This is a genomic window from Shimia aestuarii (genome assembly GCF_900114635.1).
GTDB classification, from domain to species: domain Bacteria; phylum Pseudomonadota; class Alphaproteobacteria; order Rhodobacterales; family Rhodobacteraceae; genus Shimia; species Shimia aestuarii.
The window spans coordinates 1,405,416-1,423,393 of sequence record NZ_FOTQ01000001.1; the positions used below are offsets into that span (position 1 = coordinate 1,405,416).

A 17,978-nucleotide genomic window follows, 5' to 3' on the forward strand; every position below is an offset into this window, starting at 1 on the left:
TGCAACTATACCCCAACGCGGCGCCGGTGTAGCTCAGCTGGTAGAGCACGTCATTCGTAATGATGGGGTCGTAGGTTCGAGTCCTATCACCGGCACCAGTTTCCCCTCAAAATGCACTGGCAGTTTTTGCAGAAGTCAGGGACGCCGGATTTCTCATTTTCCTCGCCTGCACCGAATACCTGTGAAGCAGCCGGAAGAATCGCGCCTTGATTTTTCCAGCATCTCGGGATGTCTCAACATGCCGTTGCGGCCCGAAAGCGCCAGCGAAACGCATTTTCCAAGCACTCCAAGGACCTCGCTGGCAGATGACAGCACCATCATACACGGTTTTGGCGGCGGAACATTAAGGGTGTCTCATTTTCAAATGCAAATGTCTCAAATTCCAAATCAAAAACGGCTCGATACCTCCAAATATCAATCATCCAAGGCGAACACATCGAACGTCAAACGCAAAAACAAAGTCAAAAAGGTTGGAACTAAGACAAACGCACGCAAAAACACTGTACTCGCAACCCTCGCCGCCGCTCTTATAGTGGCTCTCCCCATGACCGCACATGCCGACTATGTCGCTGAAAAGGCAGTCAAAGGTGCGGTTGCTGGTGCCGCCGTGGCCGAGGCAACCGGCGGAGACGCCGCGCAGGGCGCGGCAGTTGGCGCAGCGGTTGGCGCAGTGGCTGGGGTCGTACAGAAAAACGACTTCGAAGACCGCTACGACCACCACCACAATGGAAACCACCACGGCAAGGTCAACAAGGCGCATGGCAACGGCCACTACAAAAAAGCCGGCAAGAACCGTCGCTAAAAGCACAAACCGGATAGGTTAAACCCTTCCAACCTGAGCCAGACTCGCTGGCTCGCTCGCAAACCCGGTCAGGATTCAAGCTGGCCGGGTTTGTTTTTTTGACCAATGAGCCAATCACCCGCACTGCCGGGCGACCAAATCAGTCGGATCTCCGGGAACCCAGTGAATCGCCAAGAACCGCTTCGGCATCACGTCGGTATTGCGTCGGTATCGCGTCGGTATTGGAGGCCGGGTCAGAATCCGGATCCGAATTAACGAAAGTCAAGTCGCGGGCGCCGCAGCGATTCTAGAAACGGGCAACCTGAAACGCGAGAGGTTTACGATGCCCGCCAGCAAGGCAGCAGACCAAGGCCCTTTCCGATCCCGTTGGATCGGCATGCGCCCGGTGTCCGCGATGCTGGCAGCGCTAGCCCTGATGCTGCAGTTGATCACGCCGTCTTTGGCACAATCAGCCGCCGCCAACGGGGCAAGCTGGATCGAGATCTGCGCGGAAGCGGGCGCTGTCTGGATTGCGGTCGAAGACGAGTTCGACCCCGACTCGGACACTAAGGCGCCCCGCCATAGCGAATGCCGTGACTGTCTTCTCTGTACAGTTGCGACGCCTGCGGCCCAACCTGTGGCTGCAACACTGTCCGGCCCTGCGCCTGTATTCTGCGTCCTTGTTACAGGTGCAGGGTTCCGGATGTCCTCCTCCAAACCATTTGTAAGCACCATGACTCGCGGTCCTCCACGCGTGTTCCAAGTCGACATGGACCCTGCGCGGTCCGCTGGCATGGCGCAATTTTCCCAAAAAGGAGATGCGCTGTGAGAGCAAAGCGCACAATTTTTTCCTGGTTAAGTGCCGTTATTCTGATTCTGAGTGCGATCGTGGCCGCAGAAGCCCGCGCCGACAGCCTCGCCAGCTTTCTACCCGAGATTACCCCCGAAGAGCTTGCCCCCGGCGCCGATGCCTTTGGCCCGGTGCGCGATGATGTGAAGGTCGCCCCGGTTCTCAAGAACGGCGAAACCGTCGCCTGGGCCTTTCTGACATCTGATTTCGTGGGCACGACCGGTTACTCCGGCAAACCCATTCACGTCGTCGCAGCGATTGACGCCGACGCCGTTCTGACCGGTGTGAAACTGGTCAAACACTCGGAACCGATTGTGCTGATCGGTATTCCCAACTCCAAGATGGTTGCGCTGACCGAGAGCTATGCCGGACTGGACCTCAAGGTCGAAGCAGCCACGGGTGGCGAGGGGCATGACCTCGACATTATTTCGGGTGCAACCGTGACGATCATGGTGATCGACGACAGCCTTGTACGCGGCGGCATCAAGGTCGCGCGCGCGCTTGGGCTTGGCGGGTTGTCCCCGGTCGAGCTGGGTCCGAAACGCGAACTGGACATGACAAAGGACACGGTTGAGAACTGGGAAAAGCTGGCCGGTGACGGATCGGTGCGGCGCATGACGCTTGACGTGGGACAAGTCAACACCGCCTTCGAGGAAACCGGCGATGCCCGCGCGATCAAACGCCCCGAACCGGGCGAACCGGGCGACACCTTCATTGACATGAACATGGCGCTGGTCAGCGTGCCAAGCATCGGTCGCAGCCTTCTGGGGGACGCGGAATACAAAAACCTCGTCGAATGGCTCGACGAGGGCGAGCACGCGATTCTGGTGCTGGGGCGCGGGGCCTATTCCTTCAAGGGATCGGGCTATGTGCGCGGCGGGATCTTTGACCGTATCCAGCTCATCCAGGGCGATAACTCGGTTCGCTTCTTTGACAAGCAGCAACGCCGCCTTGGCGAAGTGGCCGCCGAAGGCGCGCCGAGTTTCACCGAGCTTGATGTTTTCAAAATCCCCGCCGACAGCGAATTCGATCCGGCAGAACCCTTCCGCCTGCAGCTTTTGGTGCAGCGTTCCGTCGGAGCATTGGACCGCGTCTTCCTCACATGGGATCTGGGTTACAAGCTGCCGGAACGTTTCCTGTTACCGGTGCAGGCCCCCAACCATGTCGAGGATGCCACCGCGGAAGCCGCCGCCAAGTCTGCGCTCTGGAAACGTATCTGGAAGGACAAAACCTTTGAGATTGGCGTTCTGGGCGTGATGCTACTGGTGCTCACGGGGGTGTTCTTCTTCCAGTTCCAGGCCACCGCAAATGCGCGTGTCTTCTATTGGTTCCGCATCGGGTATCTGTCGGTCACGCTGGTCTTCCTTGGCTGGTATGCCAATGCCCAGCTTTCTGTGGTCAACCTGATGGCGCTGGCCGGGTCGATCCGCACGGGGTTCACGTGGGATGCGTTCCTGATGGACCCGCTTGTGTTCATCCAATGGTTCGCGATTGCCGCCGCGCTGCTGTTCTGGGGACGGGGCGCCTATTGCGGCTGGCTTTGCCCCTTCGGCGCGCTTCAGGAACTGCTCAACAAGGCCGCACGTGCGCTCAAAGTGCCGCAATGGACCTTGCCTTGGGGCCTGCATGAACGCCTTTGGCCGCTGAAATACATGATCTTCCTTGGCCTGTTCGGCCTGTCGATGGTGTCGATCCCGCTGGCCGAGCAATATGCCGAGGTGGAACCGTTCAAGACGGCGATCATCCTCAAGTTCGTGCGCGAGTGGCCGTTTGTGATCTTTGCTGTGCTCCTGCTTCTGGCCGGCCTGTTCATCGAGCGCTTCTATTGCCGCTACCTCTGCCCGCTGGGCGGGGCACTGGCGATCCCGGCACGCATCCGGATGTTCGACTGGCTGCGTCGCTACAAGGACTGCGGCAGCCCGTGCCAGACCTGTGCCAATGAATGCCCGGTTCAGGCGATCCACCCCACCGGGGAAATCAATCCGAATGAATGTGTGGACTGTCTGCATTGTCAGGTTCTGTACCAGTCCAAAGAGAAATGTCCGGTCGTCATCCGCCAGCTCAAGCGGCGCGAGAAGACCGGCTCGGCGGAGATCAAGATTCCGAAAAAGGCTCCGCCAGCCAATCACCCTAATGCCAAAACCAAGACCGCTTCTTGAAGGAGGGAAAACCATGACTGAAGAGGTAAAAAAAGGCCTGAGCATGACCCGTCGGGGTATGCTGGGCGCGACCGCCACGGGGGCCGTTCTGGCCGCCGGTGGGGGCGCCGGACTGCTGGGGAGCGCCACCCCGGCCAAAGCTGCCGGGGGCAAGTTCGCTCTCGAGCCCGGTGAGCTTGACGAATACTACGGCTTCTGGTCGTCCGGTCAGACCGGCGAACTGCGGATTATGGGCGTTCCGTCCATGCGCGAACTGATGCGTGTGCCGGTGTTCAACCGCTGCTCGGCCACCGGCTGGGGTCAGACCAATGAATCGCTCAAGGTTCTGACCGAGAACCTGCTGCCCGAGACCAAGGAATTCCTCGCCGCAAACGGCAAGGTAACCTATGACAACGGCGACCTTCACCACCCCCACATGTCGTTCACGGATGGCACCTATGACGGTCGCTTCCTGTTCATGAACGACAAGGCCAACACCCGCGTGGCACGCGTGCGTTGTGACGTGATGAAATGCGACAAGATCATCGAGATCCCGAACGCGCATGACATCCACGGCCTGCGTCCGCAGAAATACCCGCGCACCGGCTATGTGTTTGCCAACGGTGAGCACGAAGCGCCGCTGGTCAATGACGGCTCGATCCTCGACAAGCCCGAGGAATACGTCAACATCTTCACCGCCATCGACGGTGACACGATGGAAGTCGCATGGCAGGTGATCGTGTCGGGTAACCTCGACAACACCGACTGTGACTATCAGGGCAACTATGCCTTCTCGACCTCGTACAACTCGGAAATGGGTATGAACCTGGCCGAGATGACCGAATCCGAGCAGGACCACGTTGTTGTCTTCGACCTCAAGGCTATTGAAGCTGCTGTTGCTGCTGGCAACTACCAGGAGCTGAAAGGCGTCAAGGTTGTCGACGGTCGCAAGGGTTCGGACCTGAATGTGACCAAGTACATCCCGATCCCGAACAGCCCGCACGGCGTGAACGCCGCGCCGGACAAGAAGCACATCATGATCAACGGCAAGCTGTCGCCCACCGTTTCGGTGATCGACGTGACCAAGCTGCCTGACGTCTTTGGTGGTGCCGATCCGCGCTCGGCCGTGGTTGCAGAACCGCAGTTGGGTCTTGGCCCGCTTCACACCGCGTTCGACAACAAAGGCAACGCCTATACCACGCTGTTCCTCGACTCTCAGGTCGTGAAGTGGAACATCGGCAAGGCCATCGAAGCTTATGCAGGTGCCGACGTTGATCCGATCATGGACAAGGTCGACGTGCAGTATCAGCCGGGTCACAACTCGACCTCGATGGGTGAAACCGCAGAAGCCGATGGCAAGTGGCTGATTTCGATGAACAAGTTCTCGAAAGACCGCTTCCTGAACGTGGGTCCGCTCAAGCCGGAGAACGAACAGCTGATCGACATCTCGGGCGACAAGATGAAGGTGGTCCATGACGGCCCGACCTTTGCCGAGCCGCACGACTCGATCATCGTTCACCGCTCCAAGGTCAACCCTGCCGACACCTGGCAGCGGAATGACCCGATGTGGGCCGATGCACGGGCACAGGCCGAGGCCGATGGCGTGGATCTTGACGACTATCAGGACACGATCATCCGCGACGGCAACAAGGTCCGCGTCTACATGTCGAGCCAGGCGCCGAGCTTCTCGCTGGAGAGCTTCACCGTCAAACAGGGCGACGAGGTCACCGTGATCGTCACCAACCTGGATGACATCGACGACCTGACCCACGGCTTCTGCATGGCGAACTTTGGTGTCGCGATGGAGATTGGGCCGCAGGCGACTGCATCTGTTACCTTCGTTGCTGAACGTCCGGGCGTACACTGGTACTATTGCCAGTGGTTCTGCCACGCGCTGCACATGGAAATGCGCGGCCGGATGTTTGTTGAGCCTCGCGGAGCATAAACACATGAAACGGTTCCTGCCCCTCCTGCTTTCCCTGCTGGCTGCTCCCCTCGGTGCGGCGGAATGGGATGTGCCAGTGCGGGCAGGCGCCATTTCCGAGATACTGGCCAAGGCGGCGGACGGCGACGTCCTTCGCCTTGGTCCCGGCACTTATTCGGAAAACGTGGTAATCGACCGCGCCGTGACCCTTGATGGGCAGGGCCACGCCACGATTGACGGGCAAGGCAGCGGCACGGTTGTGACCGTCACCGCGAAGGATGCGATTGTGCAGGGTCTGACAGTGATCGGCTCGGGCTCGGATCATGGTGAGATCGACAGTGGCATCAAGCTGACCAAGACCGCGGATCGCGCGATTGCGCGCGACAACGTGGTCAAAGGCAACCTTTACGGCATCGACATTCACGGCGCCAAGCATTCGCTTGTGACCGGAAACGTGGTCGAGGGCCGATTGGACCAACGCATGAACGACCGGGGCAACGGTGTTTACATCTGGAACGCGCCCGGCGCCGTCGTGGACGGCAATGATATTCGCTGGGGACGGGACGGGATTTTCGTCAACTCCAGCCGCGATAACGTGTTCAAGAACAACCTGTTCCGCGACCTGCGCTTTGCCGTACATTTCATGTACGCCAATGGCAGCGAAGTCAGCGGCAACGTTTCGATCGGCAATGATCTTGGCTATGCGATCATGTTCACCAAGAACGTGCAGGTGATCGGCAATGCCTCGCTGGATGACCGGGAACACGGGATTGCGTTCAACTACACCAACAGCAGCGAGATCCGGGACAACTATGTCCGTGGCGCCAAGGAAAAATGCGCCTTCCTGTATAACTCGCACAAGAATGATTTTTCCGGCAATTGGTTCGAAAGCTGCGCGATTGGCATCCATTTCACCGGGTCGGACAAGAACGACATCCTTGGCAACAGCTTTGTGGGCAACCGCACGCAGGTCAAGCTGGTGTCGACCAACTGGTATGAATGGTCCCGCGACGGGCGGGGCAATTACTGGAGTGACAATTCCGGGTTCGACGTCGATGGCGACGGGATCGCAGATCAGCCGTTCCGCCCGAATGACAGCATGGATCACGTGCTGTGGACCCAACCGGCGGCCAAGCTTTTGATGGGGTCGCCTGCCGTACAGCTGGTACGCTGGTCGCAATCCGCTTTCCCGGCTCTGTTGCCGGGGGGTGTGATCGACAGCAATCCGCTGATGACGCCACAGATGCCCGAGGCGGGCAGAAAGGTGAAGACTGATGGATAAGGGAAACGCGCGAGTTGGCTCTGATCCGGTGCTGAGCATCAGGGGCCTGAACAAGTTTCGCGGCAAGGTGCAGGTGCTGCACGGGGTCGATCTTGATCTCTATGCAGGAGAGCGCGTCGCGCTTCTGGGCCATAACGGAGCCGGGAAATCGACCATGATCAAGGCTGTTCTGGGTCTGATCAAGGCCGAGGGCGGCGAGATTTCGATCTGCGGCAGCAAACCGGGCAGCGCCAAGGCGCGCGCGGCCACTGCCTTTTTGCCCGAAGCGGTGAGCTTTCACCCCGCTGTTACGGGACGCGAACAGCTGACGCTGTTTGCCCGTCTGGCCGGGGTCAAGGCCGACATTGTCGGTTTGCTGGAACGTGTTGGTCTTGGCGAAGCGCTGGATCGGCGTATCGGCACCTATTCCAAGGGGATGCGACAGCGGCTTGGCCTTGCTCAGGTGCTTTTGGGCAAGCCAAAACTGGCGCTTCTGGATGAGCCGACAAGCGGGCTCGACCCGATTTCACGGCAGGATCTTTATGCCATCATCGACGAGCTGGCCGCGCAAGGCACCGCCGTGCTGATCGCGTCGCATGCGTTGACCGAGGTCGAGGCACGTACCGACCGGATTGCAATCATGCGCAAGGGCGTTCTGGTTGCGAATGACAGCCTTCAGGGTCTGAGCGCGCAGGCGGGTTTGCCAACGCGCGTGCGGATCAGGGCCAGCGAAGACGCCGCCGCGATTGCAGCTCGGACCGGCGGGCGCCGGATCAATGGCGCCTCGGTCGAGATTGAAATTCAGGCTGCTGACAAGATGGCCACGCTGCGCGAAATCGCGGCGATGGGCGATGCGGTGGCCGATCTTGAGATCACGCCGCCCCGGCTGGAAGATCTCTATCGCCATTACGCAAAGGAGGGGCTGCAATGACCCGTTTCCTGGCAATCGCGCAATGCGAAATGCGCATCCTGCGGCGCAATCGCTGGCTGTTCATGGCCACGCTGATCATGGTGCTCTTTGCACTGGCTCTGACGTTCGCGGGCAGTGCGCCGACAGGGTCTCTGGGGGTGGACATGCTGACCGTTTCGGTGGCGTCCATGACGACCCTGTCGGTGTATCTGGCACCGCTTCTGGCGTTGATGATTTCCTTTGACGCCGTGGCGGGCGAGGCCGAGCGTGGATCGCTGGGCCTTTTGCTGAGCTATCCTGCGGGACGGGGTGAAGTGCTTTTGGGCAAGTTCGCCGCGCATCTGGCCGCGCTGAGCATCGCCATGGTAGTGGGGTTTGGCAGCGCGGGCGCCGTGGCTGCGTGGTTTGGTGGGGCAGGATCAGAAAGCCTTCTGGCGCTGGCCCGGCTGATCGCCACGAGCGTTCTTTTGGGCGCGGTGTTCCTGACGCTGGGCTATCTGGTGTCGGCCCTGTCGAAATCGAGCACGGCGGCAGCGGGCATGTCGGCGGGTCTGTGGCTCATTTTCGTGGTGCTTTACGACCTTGGCCTGTTGGGTGCCGTGGTGATGGATTCCGGTGGCTGGTTCACCCAGACGCTGTTCCCCTGGCTGATGGTGGCCAACCCAGCGGATGCGTTCCGCGTGTGGAACATTGCCGGGAGCGAAGGCGTGGCGCTTTCGTCCGGAATGGTGGGCGCAGCGCGCGCCCTGCCCGCATGGGCGGCGCCCCTGTCGCTGCTGATCTGGCCGTTCCTTGGCTTTGTCGCCGCACGGGGAGCCTTTCGGAGGGTTGAGCCATGAGGTTTGCCGTTGCTCTGATCGCCGCGCTGACCCTTGTCGCCTGCAAGGAGGACGTCGCCAAGGCGCCGCCACCGCCCGCGGACCTGACAGAAGAGGCGCTGAGCTATTTCTGCCAGATGAATGTCGCCGAACATGGTGGCCCCAAGGGGCAGATACATCTCGACGGTCACCCCGCCCCGCTGTTCTTTGCACAGGTGCGGGACATGGTGGCCTACCTCAAGAGCCCCGAGCGGGATGCAGAAATCACTGCGGTTTATGTCAGTGACATGGGTGTGGCCGAGAATTGGGAAACACCTGGAATTGGCAACTGGATCGACGCCGAGACGGCGGTCTTTGTTGTGGGTGCGCCTGTCCGTGGGGGCATGGGCGCACCGGAAATTGTTCCATTTGCCGGACGCGGTGCTGCCGAGGCGTTTTCCGAACGCTGGGGTGGCAAGGTGGTGTCGCTTGATGCGATCCCCGATGAAGCCGCGATTGGCGCTATTGATATGACTTTGACTTTGGAGACACCTTCATGAGTGTTTTGAACCGTCGCCGTTTTTTGACCATTGCCGCGGCGAGCGTCGCCCTGCCTGCCGGGGCCGCATCTTTGACAAGTGCGACCTGGCGCGGACAGGCGCTTGGCGCGACCACACAGATGAAAGTCGCGGGGTTGAGCGATGCCGAAGCGGCGCCGATCTTTGCCCGAGTTGAGCAGGAACTGACGCGTCTGGAGAGCATTTTCTCGCTCTATCTCGACAGCTCGTTGGTGACGTTGAACCGGGATGGGCAGCTTGACGCCCCGGCGCCGGAACTGCTTGAGGTACTGAGCCTTGCAGATGGTCTGCACCGTGCGAGCGGTGGCGTGTTTGACCCCAGCATTCAACCGAAATGGCGGGCGATGGCCGGCCAGGGCGCAGATGGGCCGGTGGGCTGGAGCCGCGTGCGGTTTGATGCGCGCAAGGTGGTGCTGGAACCGGGGATGGCATTGACGCTGAACGGCATTGCGCAAGGATTTGTAACCGACCGGATCACGGCGCTGTTGCGCAACGAGGGGCTACGGGATGTGCTCATGGACATGGGCGAAGTTGCTGCCATGGGTGCACGTGCGGATGGGACGCCGTGGAAAGCGGGTGTTGCCACGCCGCAAGGCGACGTGATTGCCCGCCTGACGCTCAAGGATCGCGCGTTGGCGACGTCGGCGGTTCGGGGAACGGTTCTCGGGGATAAGGGTCACATCCTGCATCCCGCAGGCAAGGATCCGCAACGCGCCCTCGTGTCGGTATCGGCCCCGCGTGCTGTCATTGCTGACGGGTTGTCCACGGCGCTGTGCCTGATGAGCGAAGACGCTGGTGCCGCGCTGGTGTCCCAGTATGCGGGTGCCCGGATCGAGGCTGCGGTCTGAACCAATCACAAAACAGGCGGCGCCGGAGCACCGCCTGTCCTTTCCCCGCGCCCGGGAAAATCACGCGCCGTATGGACGACGCGCGGGGGGGGTTACCAACCCAGGGTCTTAGTGTTGGGATCAAACAGCCAGCTCTGAACCAGTTCGGGGCTACCCATCTGGATGCCGTCGATATAGTCCGCCTTGGTCAATCCGGCAGCCTTGGAACAGGCCCCGCACATGATGACCGTACCACCATCCGCCATAAACGCGGTTAGCATGTCCTGAATCGACGTGCCCTTGTCAGCCATCAGGCCATGCACGTGGCTCGGGCGTTTTTTGTCCGCCAGGTAAACAGCGCGCACATTCATCCAGATCGCCGCGTCATACCCGGCGTTCTGCGCCCTTTGATGGGCGAACATGATCGCCTTGGCGGCCGCCCACGTGTCATCCGTGGTCAGGTTAATGAACAGGCGTTGTTTGTCATCCTCGGCCTGCGCCGAAAACGGGCTTAGCGCGACGGCCAATACCAGAACGAGCGTTTTAAAGATGTTGGTCATGGGATCCTCCGACTCAATATTCCATATTTCTAATATCTTTGTTATGGAATATGTGAGGGAAGCTGCTCCGAGGCTCAAGGGCCAACTTGTCGCATGGCCCTCGGCGTTTTTCGTAGCGGGATATTGTGTTGTGGATCAGGCCGCGTTGGCGGTTGGGCGCAGCCAGCCCAGAAGCGCATCCGTATCGGCGGGCAGAGAAATCGCCAGACCATCGCAAAACGTCTGAAACGCCTCGACATTGAGCGCGTTGGTGCCCACCAAAACCGGGATGTCGCGGCTCAACGCCTCTGCGATCACCTCGCGGAACCCGCGCCCCTCAGCCTCGTGCTTGCCGAACTTGTTGATGATAAGCAGTTCCGCGTCGTCAAGACGCGGCAAAGTCAGACCCACGGCGCGTTCAAGCGCATCAGCATCCAGCCGGCAGCCCTTTGCACCCTCGCCAAGGTCCTGACTGATGCGCAGGATCGGGCCATCCGGCAACACTTTCACATCCATATCGCAATGGTGGGTCTTGGGGCGCGGCGTATCGGTCTGAGTGGTTCCGGCCACTCGAACACCCTGAGCGATCAGGGCTTGCGCCGTTGCGGCCAGCGCGCGGTTCAGTTCGCCGGTCTGGTCGGTAAGGACATAGGCGAGTTTCATTGCGTTCTCCGGGAAAAAATGGAGGTTGTCGCGAGGGGCGGGCCAACGATGTTTCGTCAGCCCGTCCCGGTCATTCGATCCGGACTCAGACGGTGGTGCCCTTGACGCGGACGGCGCAACCCAGCGCCCCCGCCATCAGGCCCACGCCGATCGCGATGATCAGGTCGAGCGTTTCGACTTTGGCCATGTCGAACCCGGCAAAACCCATGGTTTCGACAAAGCCGACCACGGCGCCCAGACCTGCAGCAAGGAACAGGTTGCGGGTCATCAGGCCAAGCGTGAAGCCCAGAATACCGGCAAGGCCAAGAATGTTACCGGCAATCGTGCCCAGAAAGTTAAGCATGGATCAGTCTCCGGTTTTCTCTGAAGTGGTCTTGTTCAGGTAGCCCTTGATAGCTCCGGGGTTGGCATCCGCCGTCTTGAGCGACTTGGGCCCTTTCTCCATCGCCAACTCGTCAACAACGCGTTTGTATTCGTCGAGATACCCTTCGGGCAGGCGGTGCGCGATACCCTGGTGGCAGTCGATACAGGTCATGTTGTTGTCGATCGCGCGCTGGTGTTCCTTGGCGGCGCGGGTCTCCTGAATGGTGAAGTCCATATAATCGAAGTTATGGCAGTTCCGGCATTCACGGCTGTCGGACGCTTTCATCTTCTTCCAGGTCTGCGAGGCCATCTTCAGGCGGTGATCTTCATATTTCTCAGGCGTGTCGATGGTGCCCATCAGCTCGTGATAAACGTCTTTCACGGCCATCACCTTGGCCTTGACCTTGTGGTTCCATTCCTTGGGCACGTGGCAGTCCGAACAGATCGCACGCACACCCGAGTGGTTGTTGTAGTGGATCGTTTCGCGATACTCACCGAGGTTGGTTTCCATGGTATGGCAGCCGGTGCAGAATTCCTCGGTGTTGGTCATTTCCATGGACCAGTGGAATCCACCCCAGAACAGGATGCCTGCCATGAAGCCGACGATCAGCGTGAAGCCCACGCTGAGCACCCCGGATGGGCTCCAGAACCAGCCCCAGATGCGGCCGAGCAGCCCCGGTCTTTTGTCTTGGTCTGACATGATCGTTATCCTTTCCGCGCGCCTCAGTTCGAGGGGTTGAAGGTATTGTCGACCAGCGCGGGCGCTTCGGCCTGCGGTACGTGACACTGGTTACAGAACCAACGGGTGCCAGCCACGCTGTCAAGCTGGTTGCCGTCACGGTCGAGATAGTGGGTCATCGACAAGGTCGGTGCGCCGCGTTCACCCGCATTACTCCAGTCATGGCAGGCCAGACACTGGTTTGCCGAGAGGTCGATCTGGTAGCTGTCGATCTGGTGCGGGACCAGCGGCGGCTGCTGACGGTAGTTGCGCACGAACCGTTTTTCTTCCTGACGGTAGTTGTCTTCGAGCGGCACGTATTCATCAACCTGCGATCCGCGCAGGCTTTTGACATTGCTGGCCTGCTGGGCGACGGCCAGGCCGCCTGCGGCAACCACGGCCGCTATGGTCAGGGCACTGATGAGGCGTTGTTTTTTCATCTTGCTATCTCCTTGGCTCGCTCAGGCGGCTTTGCCGACCTTTGGCGCAGGGTTGGATCGAGTTCGGACACGCCCCGGCGCGGGCGTCTCGTCGAAACGATGGGTAAAGTGGAAAACGTCGACCGAGCACACGTCGATGCAGCGGCCGCAATTGGTACAATCCGGCGACAGGATCAGAGGGGTGTCCTCGTCCGTGCCGCGCAGGGCGGGGGTGATCACGTGCATTTCCGGGCACACGGCGAAACAGTCCATGCAATCATCGCAGGCTTCGCGTTTGTCGGCGGTGATGCGGAGCACGGATTTCTGTCCCAGAAGACCATAGAAGGCGCCCACGGGGCAGAGGTGGCCACACCAGCCGCGCCGCGCCAAGATCAGATCAAACAGGAAGACGCCGATCACGAAGGCCCAGGCAAAGCCCATGCCAAAGATCAACCCGCGATGCAGCATCGAGATCGGGTTGACGAACTCCCATGCGATGGTCCCGGTCAGAGCCGAAACCGCGATCACCATGCCGAGCATGAAATACCGGGTGTTGCGTTTGGGCTGCCAGCCCTTGGGCAGGTCGAGCTTGCGATGCAACCAAGAGGCGGCGTCTGTCACCGGGTTGATCGGGCAGACCCAGCTGCAATAGACCCGGCCACCAATGAGCGCGTAGGCCACGCCCACGATCAGCGCGCCGATAAGCGCCGTGAGTTCGGGCCAGTGGCCGGCGGCCAGACCTTGGAGCGTGATGAAGGGGTCGGTCAGCGGCAGGATGTCAAAGGTCATCGACCCCGAGAGGTTGCCTTTGACCCACCAGATGCCGAACCACGGCCCCAACAGGAACAGCGACAGGAAAAACGTCTGGCTGACCCGACGCAGGATCAGATACCGATGGGCATTGAACCAGCCCTTGTCCCGGATCGCTTCGGCGCCAACGGGGAGGTGGGTCTTGTCACTCATCAGTTAGACCCCCCTGTGCCGGGCAGCGAGAAGGACGGTTTGAACCCGCCTTCCATGCTGGGATCGGGGATCGCGTCTCCGGTGAAGCCACCGGGCGCAACAAGGTTGTCCGTGCCCGGTCCGGGCAGGCGGTCGGGCAGGTCGATCAACTCGTCAACCAGCGGGTTGTTTTCCTCCCAGCCGCGTTTGTAGTGGTCGGCGGCTTCGGCGCGGGCGGTGCGCATCGGCAGCACCTTGATCGCGCTTTCGCCCGGAAGCACACAGGATTTTTCACATTTGCCGCAGCCGGTGCATTTGTCGGCATGCACCGTGGGCATAAAAATCGCATGGTGACCCGAGCGCGCGTTGTGCGTGGTCTCAAGCGTGATCGCCTCGTCAATGACGGGGCAGACGCGATAACAGACGTCACAGCGCAGGCCCAGCGCGTTGAGGCAGTTTTCCTGATCGATCAGGACGGCGACACCCATCTTGGCGTCGTCGATATTGGTCAGCCCCTTGTCGAGCGCACCTGTCGGGCAGGCGGCGACACAGGGGATGTCGTCACACATCTCGCAAGGGATGTCGCGGGCGGTGAAGAACGGCGTTCCGGTGGCAGCGCCATCCACACCCAGTTCGGCCAGCACCAGTGTGTCATAGGGGCAATCGCGCACGCAAAGACCACAGCGGATACAGGCAGACAGGAAATCATCTTCGGCCAGAGCCCCGGGAGGGCGGATGGCGCGGTCCGGCAGGGCGCGGGCGTCCTGAACCAGCCAGGTAAGTCCCATGCCCGCCACGGCACAGCCTGCCGCCCCGCGCGCTGCATCCTGAAGGAAGCGGCGGCGGTCGCGGTTCTTGATCTGTGTCGTCTTGGCGGACATGGGTTTCTCTTGAGGTCAGCTATCGAGCCAGTAGGTGAGCGCGTCAGGCGCGCTCAATCTTGCAGGCACATTTCTTGAAGTCGGTCTCTTTCGAGATCGGGCAGGTCGCATCCAGCGTCAGCTTGTTGGTCAGCTGGCTTTCATCGAACCACGGCATGAACACGACCCCTTTGGGCATCTTGTTCCGGCCACGGGTTTCGACCCGGCTCACCACGTCGCCACGGCGGGTCGACAGGGTGATTTCCTGACCCCGGCGCAGACCGCGATCCTTGGCGTCCGACGGGTGCATGTAGACCACGGCGGACGGGTAGGACCGGTGCAGCTCCGGCACACGACGGGTCATCGAGCCCGAGTGCCAATGCTCAAGCACACGGCCGGTGACCAGCCACAGGTTGTACTCGTCATCCGGCTCTTCCGGGGCAGGTTCGAACGGTGCGAAGATGATGTTCGCCTTGCCGTCCGGCTTGCCGTAGAACTTGACGCCTTCGCCCTCTTTCACATAGGGGTCATAGCCTTCACGGAAGCGGTAGAGCGTTTCCTTGCCATCGACGACCGGCCAGCGCAGACCGCGGGCATTGTGGTAGACGTCGAAGTCGGCCAGATCGTGCGCCTTCCCGCGCCCGAAGGACGCGTATTCCTCGAACAGGCCCTTCTGAATGTAGAAGCCGAAATGTTCGGATTCGTCATTGTCAAAACCTTCTGCGGTTTCCGACAGCGGGAACTTGTCCACCTGACCGTTGGCATAGAGCACCTCGAACAGGGTCTTGCCCTTGTATTCGGGGTTGGCATCGAGGATCTCGGCCGGCCACACTTCGTCGGTCTTGAAGCGCTTGGAGAACTCCATCACCTGCCAGACGTCCGAACGTGCCTGACCCGGTGCCTTGACCTGCTGACGCCAGAACTGGGTGCGGCGTTCAGCGTTACCATAGGCACCTTCCTTTTCGACCCACATCGCCGTGGGCAGAATGAGGTCAGCGGCGAGCGCGGTAACGGTTGGATAGGGATCGGAAACCACGATGAAGTTGTCGGGGTTGCGATAGCCCGGCCAGCCTTCTTCGTTGATGTTCGGCGCCGCCTGCATGTTGTTGGTACACTGCACCCAGTAGGCGTTGATCTTGCCATCCTTGAGGTGGCGGTGCTGCAAAACCGCGTGGGCGCCGACCTTGCCGTTGAGCAGACCCTTGGGCAGCTTCCACTTTTCTTCCGAGAAGGTACGGTGGCCTTCGTTGGCGACCACGAGGTCGGCGGGCAGACGGTGGGCAAAGGTGCCAACCTCGCGCGCAGTACCACAAGCCGACGGCTGACCGGTGAGCGAGAAGGGCGAGTTGCCCGGCTCGGAGATTTTGCCGGTGAGCAGGTGCACGTTGTACATCAGCGAGTTCACCCAGGAACCGCGGGTGTGCTGGTTGAAGCCCATGGTCCAGAGCGACATGACCTTGCGGTCGGGGTCGGCATACTGGGCCGCAAGGCGCAGCAGCGCGGACTCCGGAACGCCGGACATCTCGCTGACTTTCTCGAGCGTGTATTCCGAGACGTATTCCTTGTAGGCTTCGAAATCGATCTTTTCGAGCTTGCCGTGCTTGCCTTCGTGGCTGGGATTGGCGGCTGCCTGTTCCAGCGCGTGTTCGGGGCGCAGGCCATAACCGATATCGGTCGGGGTCTTGGTGAAGTTGACGTTCTTGTTCACGAAGTCCCAGTTCACCGCGTCATTGTCGATGATGTACTTGGCGATGAAGTTCAGGATCGCAAGGTCGGTCTGCGGCTTGAAGATCATGCCGTTGTCGGCCAGCTCGAAAGAGCGGTGTTCGAAGGTCGAGAGCACATGCACCTGGCTGCCCGGCTTGGTCAGGCGGGTGTTGGTCAGGCGCGACCACAGGATCGGGTGCATCTCGGCCATGTTCGAGCCCCAGAGCACGAACGTATCGGCATGCTCGAGGTCATCATAGCAGCCCATCGGTTCGTCGATGCCGAAGGTACGGATAAAGGCGGCCACGGCGGACGCCATGCAGTGACGGGCGTTCGGGTCGATGTTGTTCGAGCGGAAACCGCCCTTCATGAGCTTGGACGCGGCATAGCCTTCCCAGACGGTCCACTGGCCCGAGCCGAACATGCCGATGCCATCGGGGCCTTTTTCCTTGAGCGCGGCTTTCCACTTCTCGGCCATGATGTCGAAGGCTTCTTCCCACGACACGGGTGTGAATTCGCCTTCCTTGTCGTATTTGCCGTTGGTCTTGCGCAGCAGCGGTTGGGTCAGGCGGTCTTCGCCGTACATGATCTTGGACAGGAAGTAGCCCTTGATACAGTTCAGGCCCCGGTTCACGGGTGCCTTGGGGTCACCCTGGGTGGCGACGACGCGGCCGTCCTTGGTGCCGACCAGAACCGAGCAGCCGGTGCCGCAGAAGCGGCAGGCGGCCTTGTCCCAGCGGATATCGGGGGTGCCGACCTGTGCGGCAGCGGCGCTGGGCAGGGTGATCCCGGCAGCCGAAGCGGTTGCGGCGGCGGCCGAGGCTTTCAGAAAGGAACGTCGGGACGTTGGCAATGTCATGGCAGGGCCTCCTCAGAGCGTATGCGCGGCGGCCGTGTCGGGGCCGAGCGGTTCGAAATGGTGATAAGTGAGCGTGACGGTCAGCACGCCGGGGATCTGGTGCATGTCCATGATCTGATCCGATGCGCGTTTGTCAGCGGTGTCTTCAACGGTGACAACGATGCGCCCGTCTTCATGGGCGTGCACCTCGCCGCCTTCGGTCGCGTTGATCGCGGAAATGACTTCTTCGGCCTTTTCCGGAGTCGCATGGACCAGGCATCCGCAGATGTTCAGCATGGCTTTTCCTCGCTGTGCTGGGGGGTGACTTGATGAAAGGCAACAGCGCCCGCCGGGCAGGCCGCCGCGCAGGCGCCGCAGCCGATGCAGCTATCGCTGTCAAAGGTGATATCGGCCCGTCCGTTGAGCTGGGGACGGAACCGGATGGCCCGCTGTTCGCACTGATCTTCGCACGTCCGGCAGGTTATACCCTGCAGGTTCAGGCAGGACGACGTGGGTTTCGCACGCCAGTTCCAGCCCGAGGCGGGTAGAATGGCCTCCGGCTCGCAAACCGATGCGCACACTCCACAGAAGGTGCATTCCCCCTTGGCCAGATCGACCTTGGGCAAACCGTCCTCATCATGGAAGATTATCGCCTCGGGACAGGCCTTGATACAGGCATCACACTTGGTGCAGGTCTCGGCAAAGTCGTCCGGTGTCAATGCGCCGGGAGGACGCATGACATTGGACCGCGTAAAGCGGCCTCTCAGAAAAGAACGACGGGCTGGCTTATGAGACATGCTCTTGCTCGCGAAAACATCGACATAGCCATAGTGCGAAACCCTGAGTCGGGTACTTGATCTGCA

General features: G+C 60.6%; 19 protein-coding genes and 1 tRNA gene. 10 read left to right on the forward strand and 10 right to left on the reverse strand.

Annotation, left to right across the window (positions count from 1 at the left end; translation table 11 throughout):
• Positions 1-22 precede the first annotated feature (22 nt).
• From BMZ35_RS06925 to BMZ35_RS06970, 10 genes are all read left to right on the forward strand, one after another.
• Positions 23-98 (forward strand) — tRNA-Thr (locus BMZ35_RS06925).
• An 83-nt stretch (positions 99-181) separates the two neighbouring features.
• A complete protein-coding gene (locus BMZ35_RS06930) occupies positions 182-802 on the forward strand; it encodes a glycine zipper domain-containing protein (RefSeq protein ID WP_093092117.1) in 621 nt (206 codons plus the stop codon).
• Between the two features lie 322 nt (positions 803-1,124).
• Positions 1,125-1,610, forward strand: coding sequence for a DUF2946 family protein (locus tag BMZ35_RS06935; RefSeq protein WP_093092119.1), 486 nt, complete (start codon positions 1,125-1,127; stop codon positions 1,608-1,610).
• 14 nt (positions 1,611-1,624) lie between these two features.
• Positions 1,625-3,790 (forward strand): 4Fe-4S binding protein, encoded by a 2,166-nt coding sequence (locus tag BMZ35_RS06940; protein ID WP_423227750.1) that lies wholly within the window; start codon positions 1,625-1,627, stop codon positions 3,788-3,790.
• A 13-nt stretch (positions 3,791-3,803) separates the two neighbouring features.
• A complete protein-coding gene (gene nosZ / locus BMZ35_RS06945) occupies positions 3,804-5,714 on the forward strand; it encodes a TAT-dependent nitrous-oxide reductase (RefSeq protein WP_093092123.1) in 1,911 nt (636 codons plus the stop codon).
• Positions 5,715-5,718: 4 nt separating this feature from the next.
• Positions 5,719-6,975, forward strand: a complete 1,257-nt coding sequence (locus BMZ35_RS06950) for a nitrous oxide reductase family maturation protein NosD (RefSeq protein ID WP_093092125.1) — start codon at positions 5,719-5,721, stop codon at positions 6,973-6,975.
• Positions 6,968-7,885 carry an ABC transporter ATP-binding protein gene (locus BMZ35_RS06955; RefSeq protein WP_093092127.1) on the forward strand — a complete coding sequence of 306 codons (918 nt, stop codon included), beginning with the start codon at positions 6,968-6,970 and terminating at the stop codon, positions 7,883-7,885. The genes BMZ35_RS06950 and BMZ35_RS06955 overlap by 8 nt, the downstream gene beginning before the upstream one ends.
• Positions 7,882-8,703, forward strand: a complete 822-nt coding sequence (locus tag BMZ35_RS06960; RefSeq protein ID WP_093092129.1) for an ABC transporter permease — start codon at positions 7,882-7,884, stop codon at positions 8,701-8,703. Before BMZ35_RS06955 ends, BMZ35_RS06960 begins: the two co-directional genes overlap by 4 nt.
• Positions 8,700-9,221, forward strand: coding sequence for a nitrous oxide reductase accessory protein NosL (locus tag BMZ35_RS06965; RefSeq protein WP_093092131.1), 522 nt, complete (start codon positions 8,700-8,702; stop codon positions 9,219-9,221). Before BMZ35_RS06960 ends, BMZ35_RS06965 begins: the two co-directional genes overlap by 4 nt.
• Entirely contained in the window at positions 9,218-10,087 is an 870-nt protein-coding gene (locus tag BMZ35_RS06970; protein ID WP_093092133.1) for an FAD:protein FMN transferase, read from the forward strand. Before BMZ35_RS06965 ends, BMZ35_RS06970 begins: the two co-directional genes overlap by 4 nt.
• Before the next feature lie 92 nt (positions 10,088-10,179).
• Here BMZ35_RS06970 and BMZ35_RS06975 read toward each other — a convergent pair whose 3' ends face one another.
• The 10 genes from BMZ35_RS06975 to napF all read right to left on the reverse strand — a co-directional run bounded on the left by BMZ35_RS06975 (position 10,180) and on the right by napF (position 17,912).
• Positions 10,180-10,626: a DsrE family protein gene (locus BMZ35_RS06975; protein WP_093092135.1), complete on the reverse strand. Its 447-nt coding sequence runs from the start codon at positions 10,624-10,626 to the stop codon at positions 10,180-10,182.
• A 135-nt stretch (positions 10,627-10,761) separates the two neighbouring features.
• Positions 10,762-11,268: a DUF2478 domain-containing protein gene (locus tag BMZ35_RS06980; RefSeq protein WP_093092137.1), complete on the reverse strand. Its 507-nt coding sequence runs from the start codon at positions 11,266-11,268 to the stop codon at positions 10,762-10,764.
• A gap of 85 nt (positions 11,269-11,353) precedes the next feature.
• On the reverse strand, positions 11,354-11,611 hold the full coding sequence (locus BMZ35_RS06985) for a hypothetical protein (protein WP_093092139.1): 258 nt from the start codon (positions 11,609-11,611) through the stop codon (positions 11,354-11,356).
• 3 nt (positions 11,612-11,614) lie between these two features.
• On the reverse strand, positions 11,615-12,331 hold the full coding sequence (locus BMZ35_RS06990) for a NapC/NirT family cytochrome c (protein WP_093092141.1): 717 nt from the start codon (positions 12,329-12,331) through the stop codon (positions 11,615-11,617).
• 23 nt (positions 12,332-12,354) lie between these two features.
• Positions 12,355-12,789 carry a nitrate reductase cytochrome c-type subunit gene (locus tag BMZ35_RS06995; protein WP_093092143.1) on the reverse strand — a complete coding sequence of 145 codons (435 nt, stop codon included), beginning with the start codon at positions 12,787-12,789 and terminating at the stop codon, positions 12,355-12,357.
• Positions 12,790-12,810: 21 nt separating this feature from the next.
• Entirely contained in the window at positions 12,811-13,731 is a 921-nt protein-coding gene (napH, locus tag BMZ35_RS07000; protein ID WP_093092144.1) for a quinol dehydrogenase ferredoxin subunit NapH, read from the reverse strand.
• The gene (gene napG, locus BMZ35_RS07005; protein ID WP_093092146.1) at positions 13,731-14,591 is read right to left on the reverse strand and encodes a ferredoxin-type protein NapG; all 861 of its coding nucleotides are present in this window, start codon (positions 14,589-14,591) and stop codon (positions 13,731-13,733) included. Before napG ends, napH begins: the two co-directional genes overlap by 1 nt.
• Positions 14,592-14,634: 43 nt before the next feature.
• Positions 14,635-17,136, reverse strand: coding sequence for a nitrate reductase catalytic subunit NapA (gene napA, locus BMZ35_RS07010; RefSeq protein WP_093092148.1), 2,502 nt, complete (start codon positions 17,134-17,136; stop codon positions 14,635-14,637).
• Between the two features lie 12 nt (positions 17,137-17,148).
• The gene (locus BMZ35_RS07015) at positions 17,149-17,412 is read right to left on the reverse strand and encodes a chaperone NapD (RefSeq protein ID WP_242654712.1); all 264 of its coding nucleotides are present in this window, start codon (positions 17,410-17,412) and stop codon (positions 17,149-17,151) included.
• Entirely contained in the window at positions 17,406-17,912 is a 507-nt protein-coding gene (napF, locus tag BMZ35_RS07020; RefSeq protein WP_093092150.1) for a ferredoxin-type protein NapF, read from the reverse strand. Before napF ends, BMZ35_RS07015 begins: the two co-directional genes overlap by 7 nt.
• Positions 17,913-17,978 lie beyond the last annotated feature (66 nt).

What these genes read in the sequence shown, in the direction of transcription:
- BMZ35_RS06950 (WP_093092125.1), top strand. Translation starts at nt 5,719, where the DNA reads ATGAAACGGTTCCTGCCCCTCCTGCTTTCCCTGCTGGCTGCTCCCCTC.
- napA (WP_093092148.1), bottom strand. Translation starts at nt 17,136, where the DNA reads ATGACATTGCCAACGTCCCGACGTTCCTTTCTGAAAGCCTCGGCCGCC.
- napH (WP_093092144.1), bottom strand. Translation starts at nt 13,731, where the DNA reads ATGAGTGACAAGACCCACCTCCCCGTTGGCGCCGAAGCGATCCGGGAC.
- BMZ35_RS06975 (WP_093092135.1), bottom strand. Translation starts at nt 10,626, where the DNA reads ATGACCAACATCTTTAAAACGCTCGTTCTGGTATTGGCCGTCGCGCTA.
- BMZ35_RS06955 (WP_093092127.1), top strand. Translation starts at nt 6,968, where the DNA reads ATGGATAAGGGAAACGCGCGAGTTGGCTCTGATCCGGTGCTGAGCATC.
- napF (WP_093092150.1), bottom strand. Translation starts at nt 17,912, where the DNA reads ATGTCTCATAAGCCAGCCCGTCGTTCTTTTCTGAGAGGCCGCTTTACG.
- BMZ35_RS06980 (WP_093092137.1), bottom strand. Translation starts at nt 11,268, where the DNA reads ATGAAACTCGCCTATGTCCTTACCGACCAGACCGGCGAACTGAACCGC.
- BMZ35_RS06970 (WP_093092133.1), top strand. Translation starts at nt 9,218, where the DNA reads ATGAGTGTTTTGAACCGTCGCCGTTTTTTGACCATTGCCGCGGCGAGC.
- BMZ35_RS06935 (WP_093092119.1), top strand. Translation starts at nt 1,125, where the DNA reads ATGCCCGCCAGCAAGGCAGCAGACCAAGGCCCTTTCCGATCCCGTTGG.
- BMZ35_RS06960 (WP_093092129.1), top strand. Translation starts at nt 7,882, where the DNA reads ATGACCCGTTTCCTGGCAATCGCGCAATGCGAAATGCGCATCCTGCGG.
- BMZ35_RS06995 (WP_093092143.1), bottom strand. Translation starts at nt 12,789, where the DNA reads ATGAAAAAACAACGCCTCATCAGTGCCCTGACCATAGCGGCCGTGGTT.
- BMZ35_RS06985 (WP_093092139.1), bottom strand. Translation starts at nt 11,611, where the DNA reads ATGCTTAACTTTCTGGGCACGATTGCCGGTAACATTCTTGGCCTTGCC.
- BMZ35_RS06990 (WP_093092141.1), bottom strand. Translation starts at nt 12,331, where the DNA reads ATGTCAGACCAAGACAAAAGACCGGGGCTGCTCGGCCGCATCTGGGGC.
- nosZ (WP_093092123.1), top strand. Translation starts at nt 3,804, where the DNA reads ATGACTGAAGAGGTAAAAAAAGGCCTGAGCATGACCCGTCGGGGTATG.
- BMZ35_RS07015 (WP_242654712.1), bottom strand. Translation starts at nt 17,412, where the DNA reads ATGCTGAACATCTGCGGATGCCTGGTCCATGCGACTCCGGAAAAGGCC.
- napG (WP_093092146.1), bottom strand. Translation starts at nt 14,591, where the DNA reads ATGTCCGCCAAGACGACACAGATCAAGAACCGCGACCGCCGCCGCTTC.
- BMZ35_RS06965 (WP_093092131.1), top strand. Translation starts at nt 8,700, where the DNA reads ATGAGGTTTGCCGTTGCTCTGATCGCCGCGCTGACCCTTGTCGCCTGC.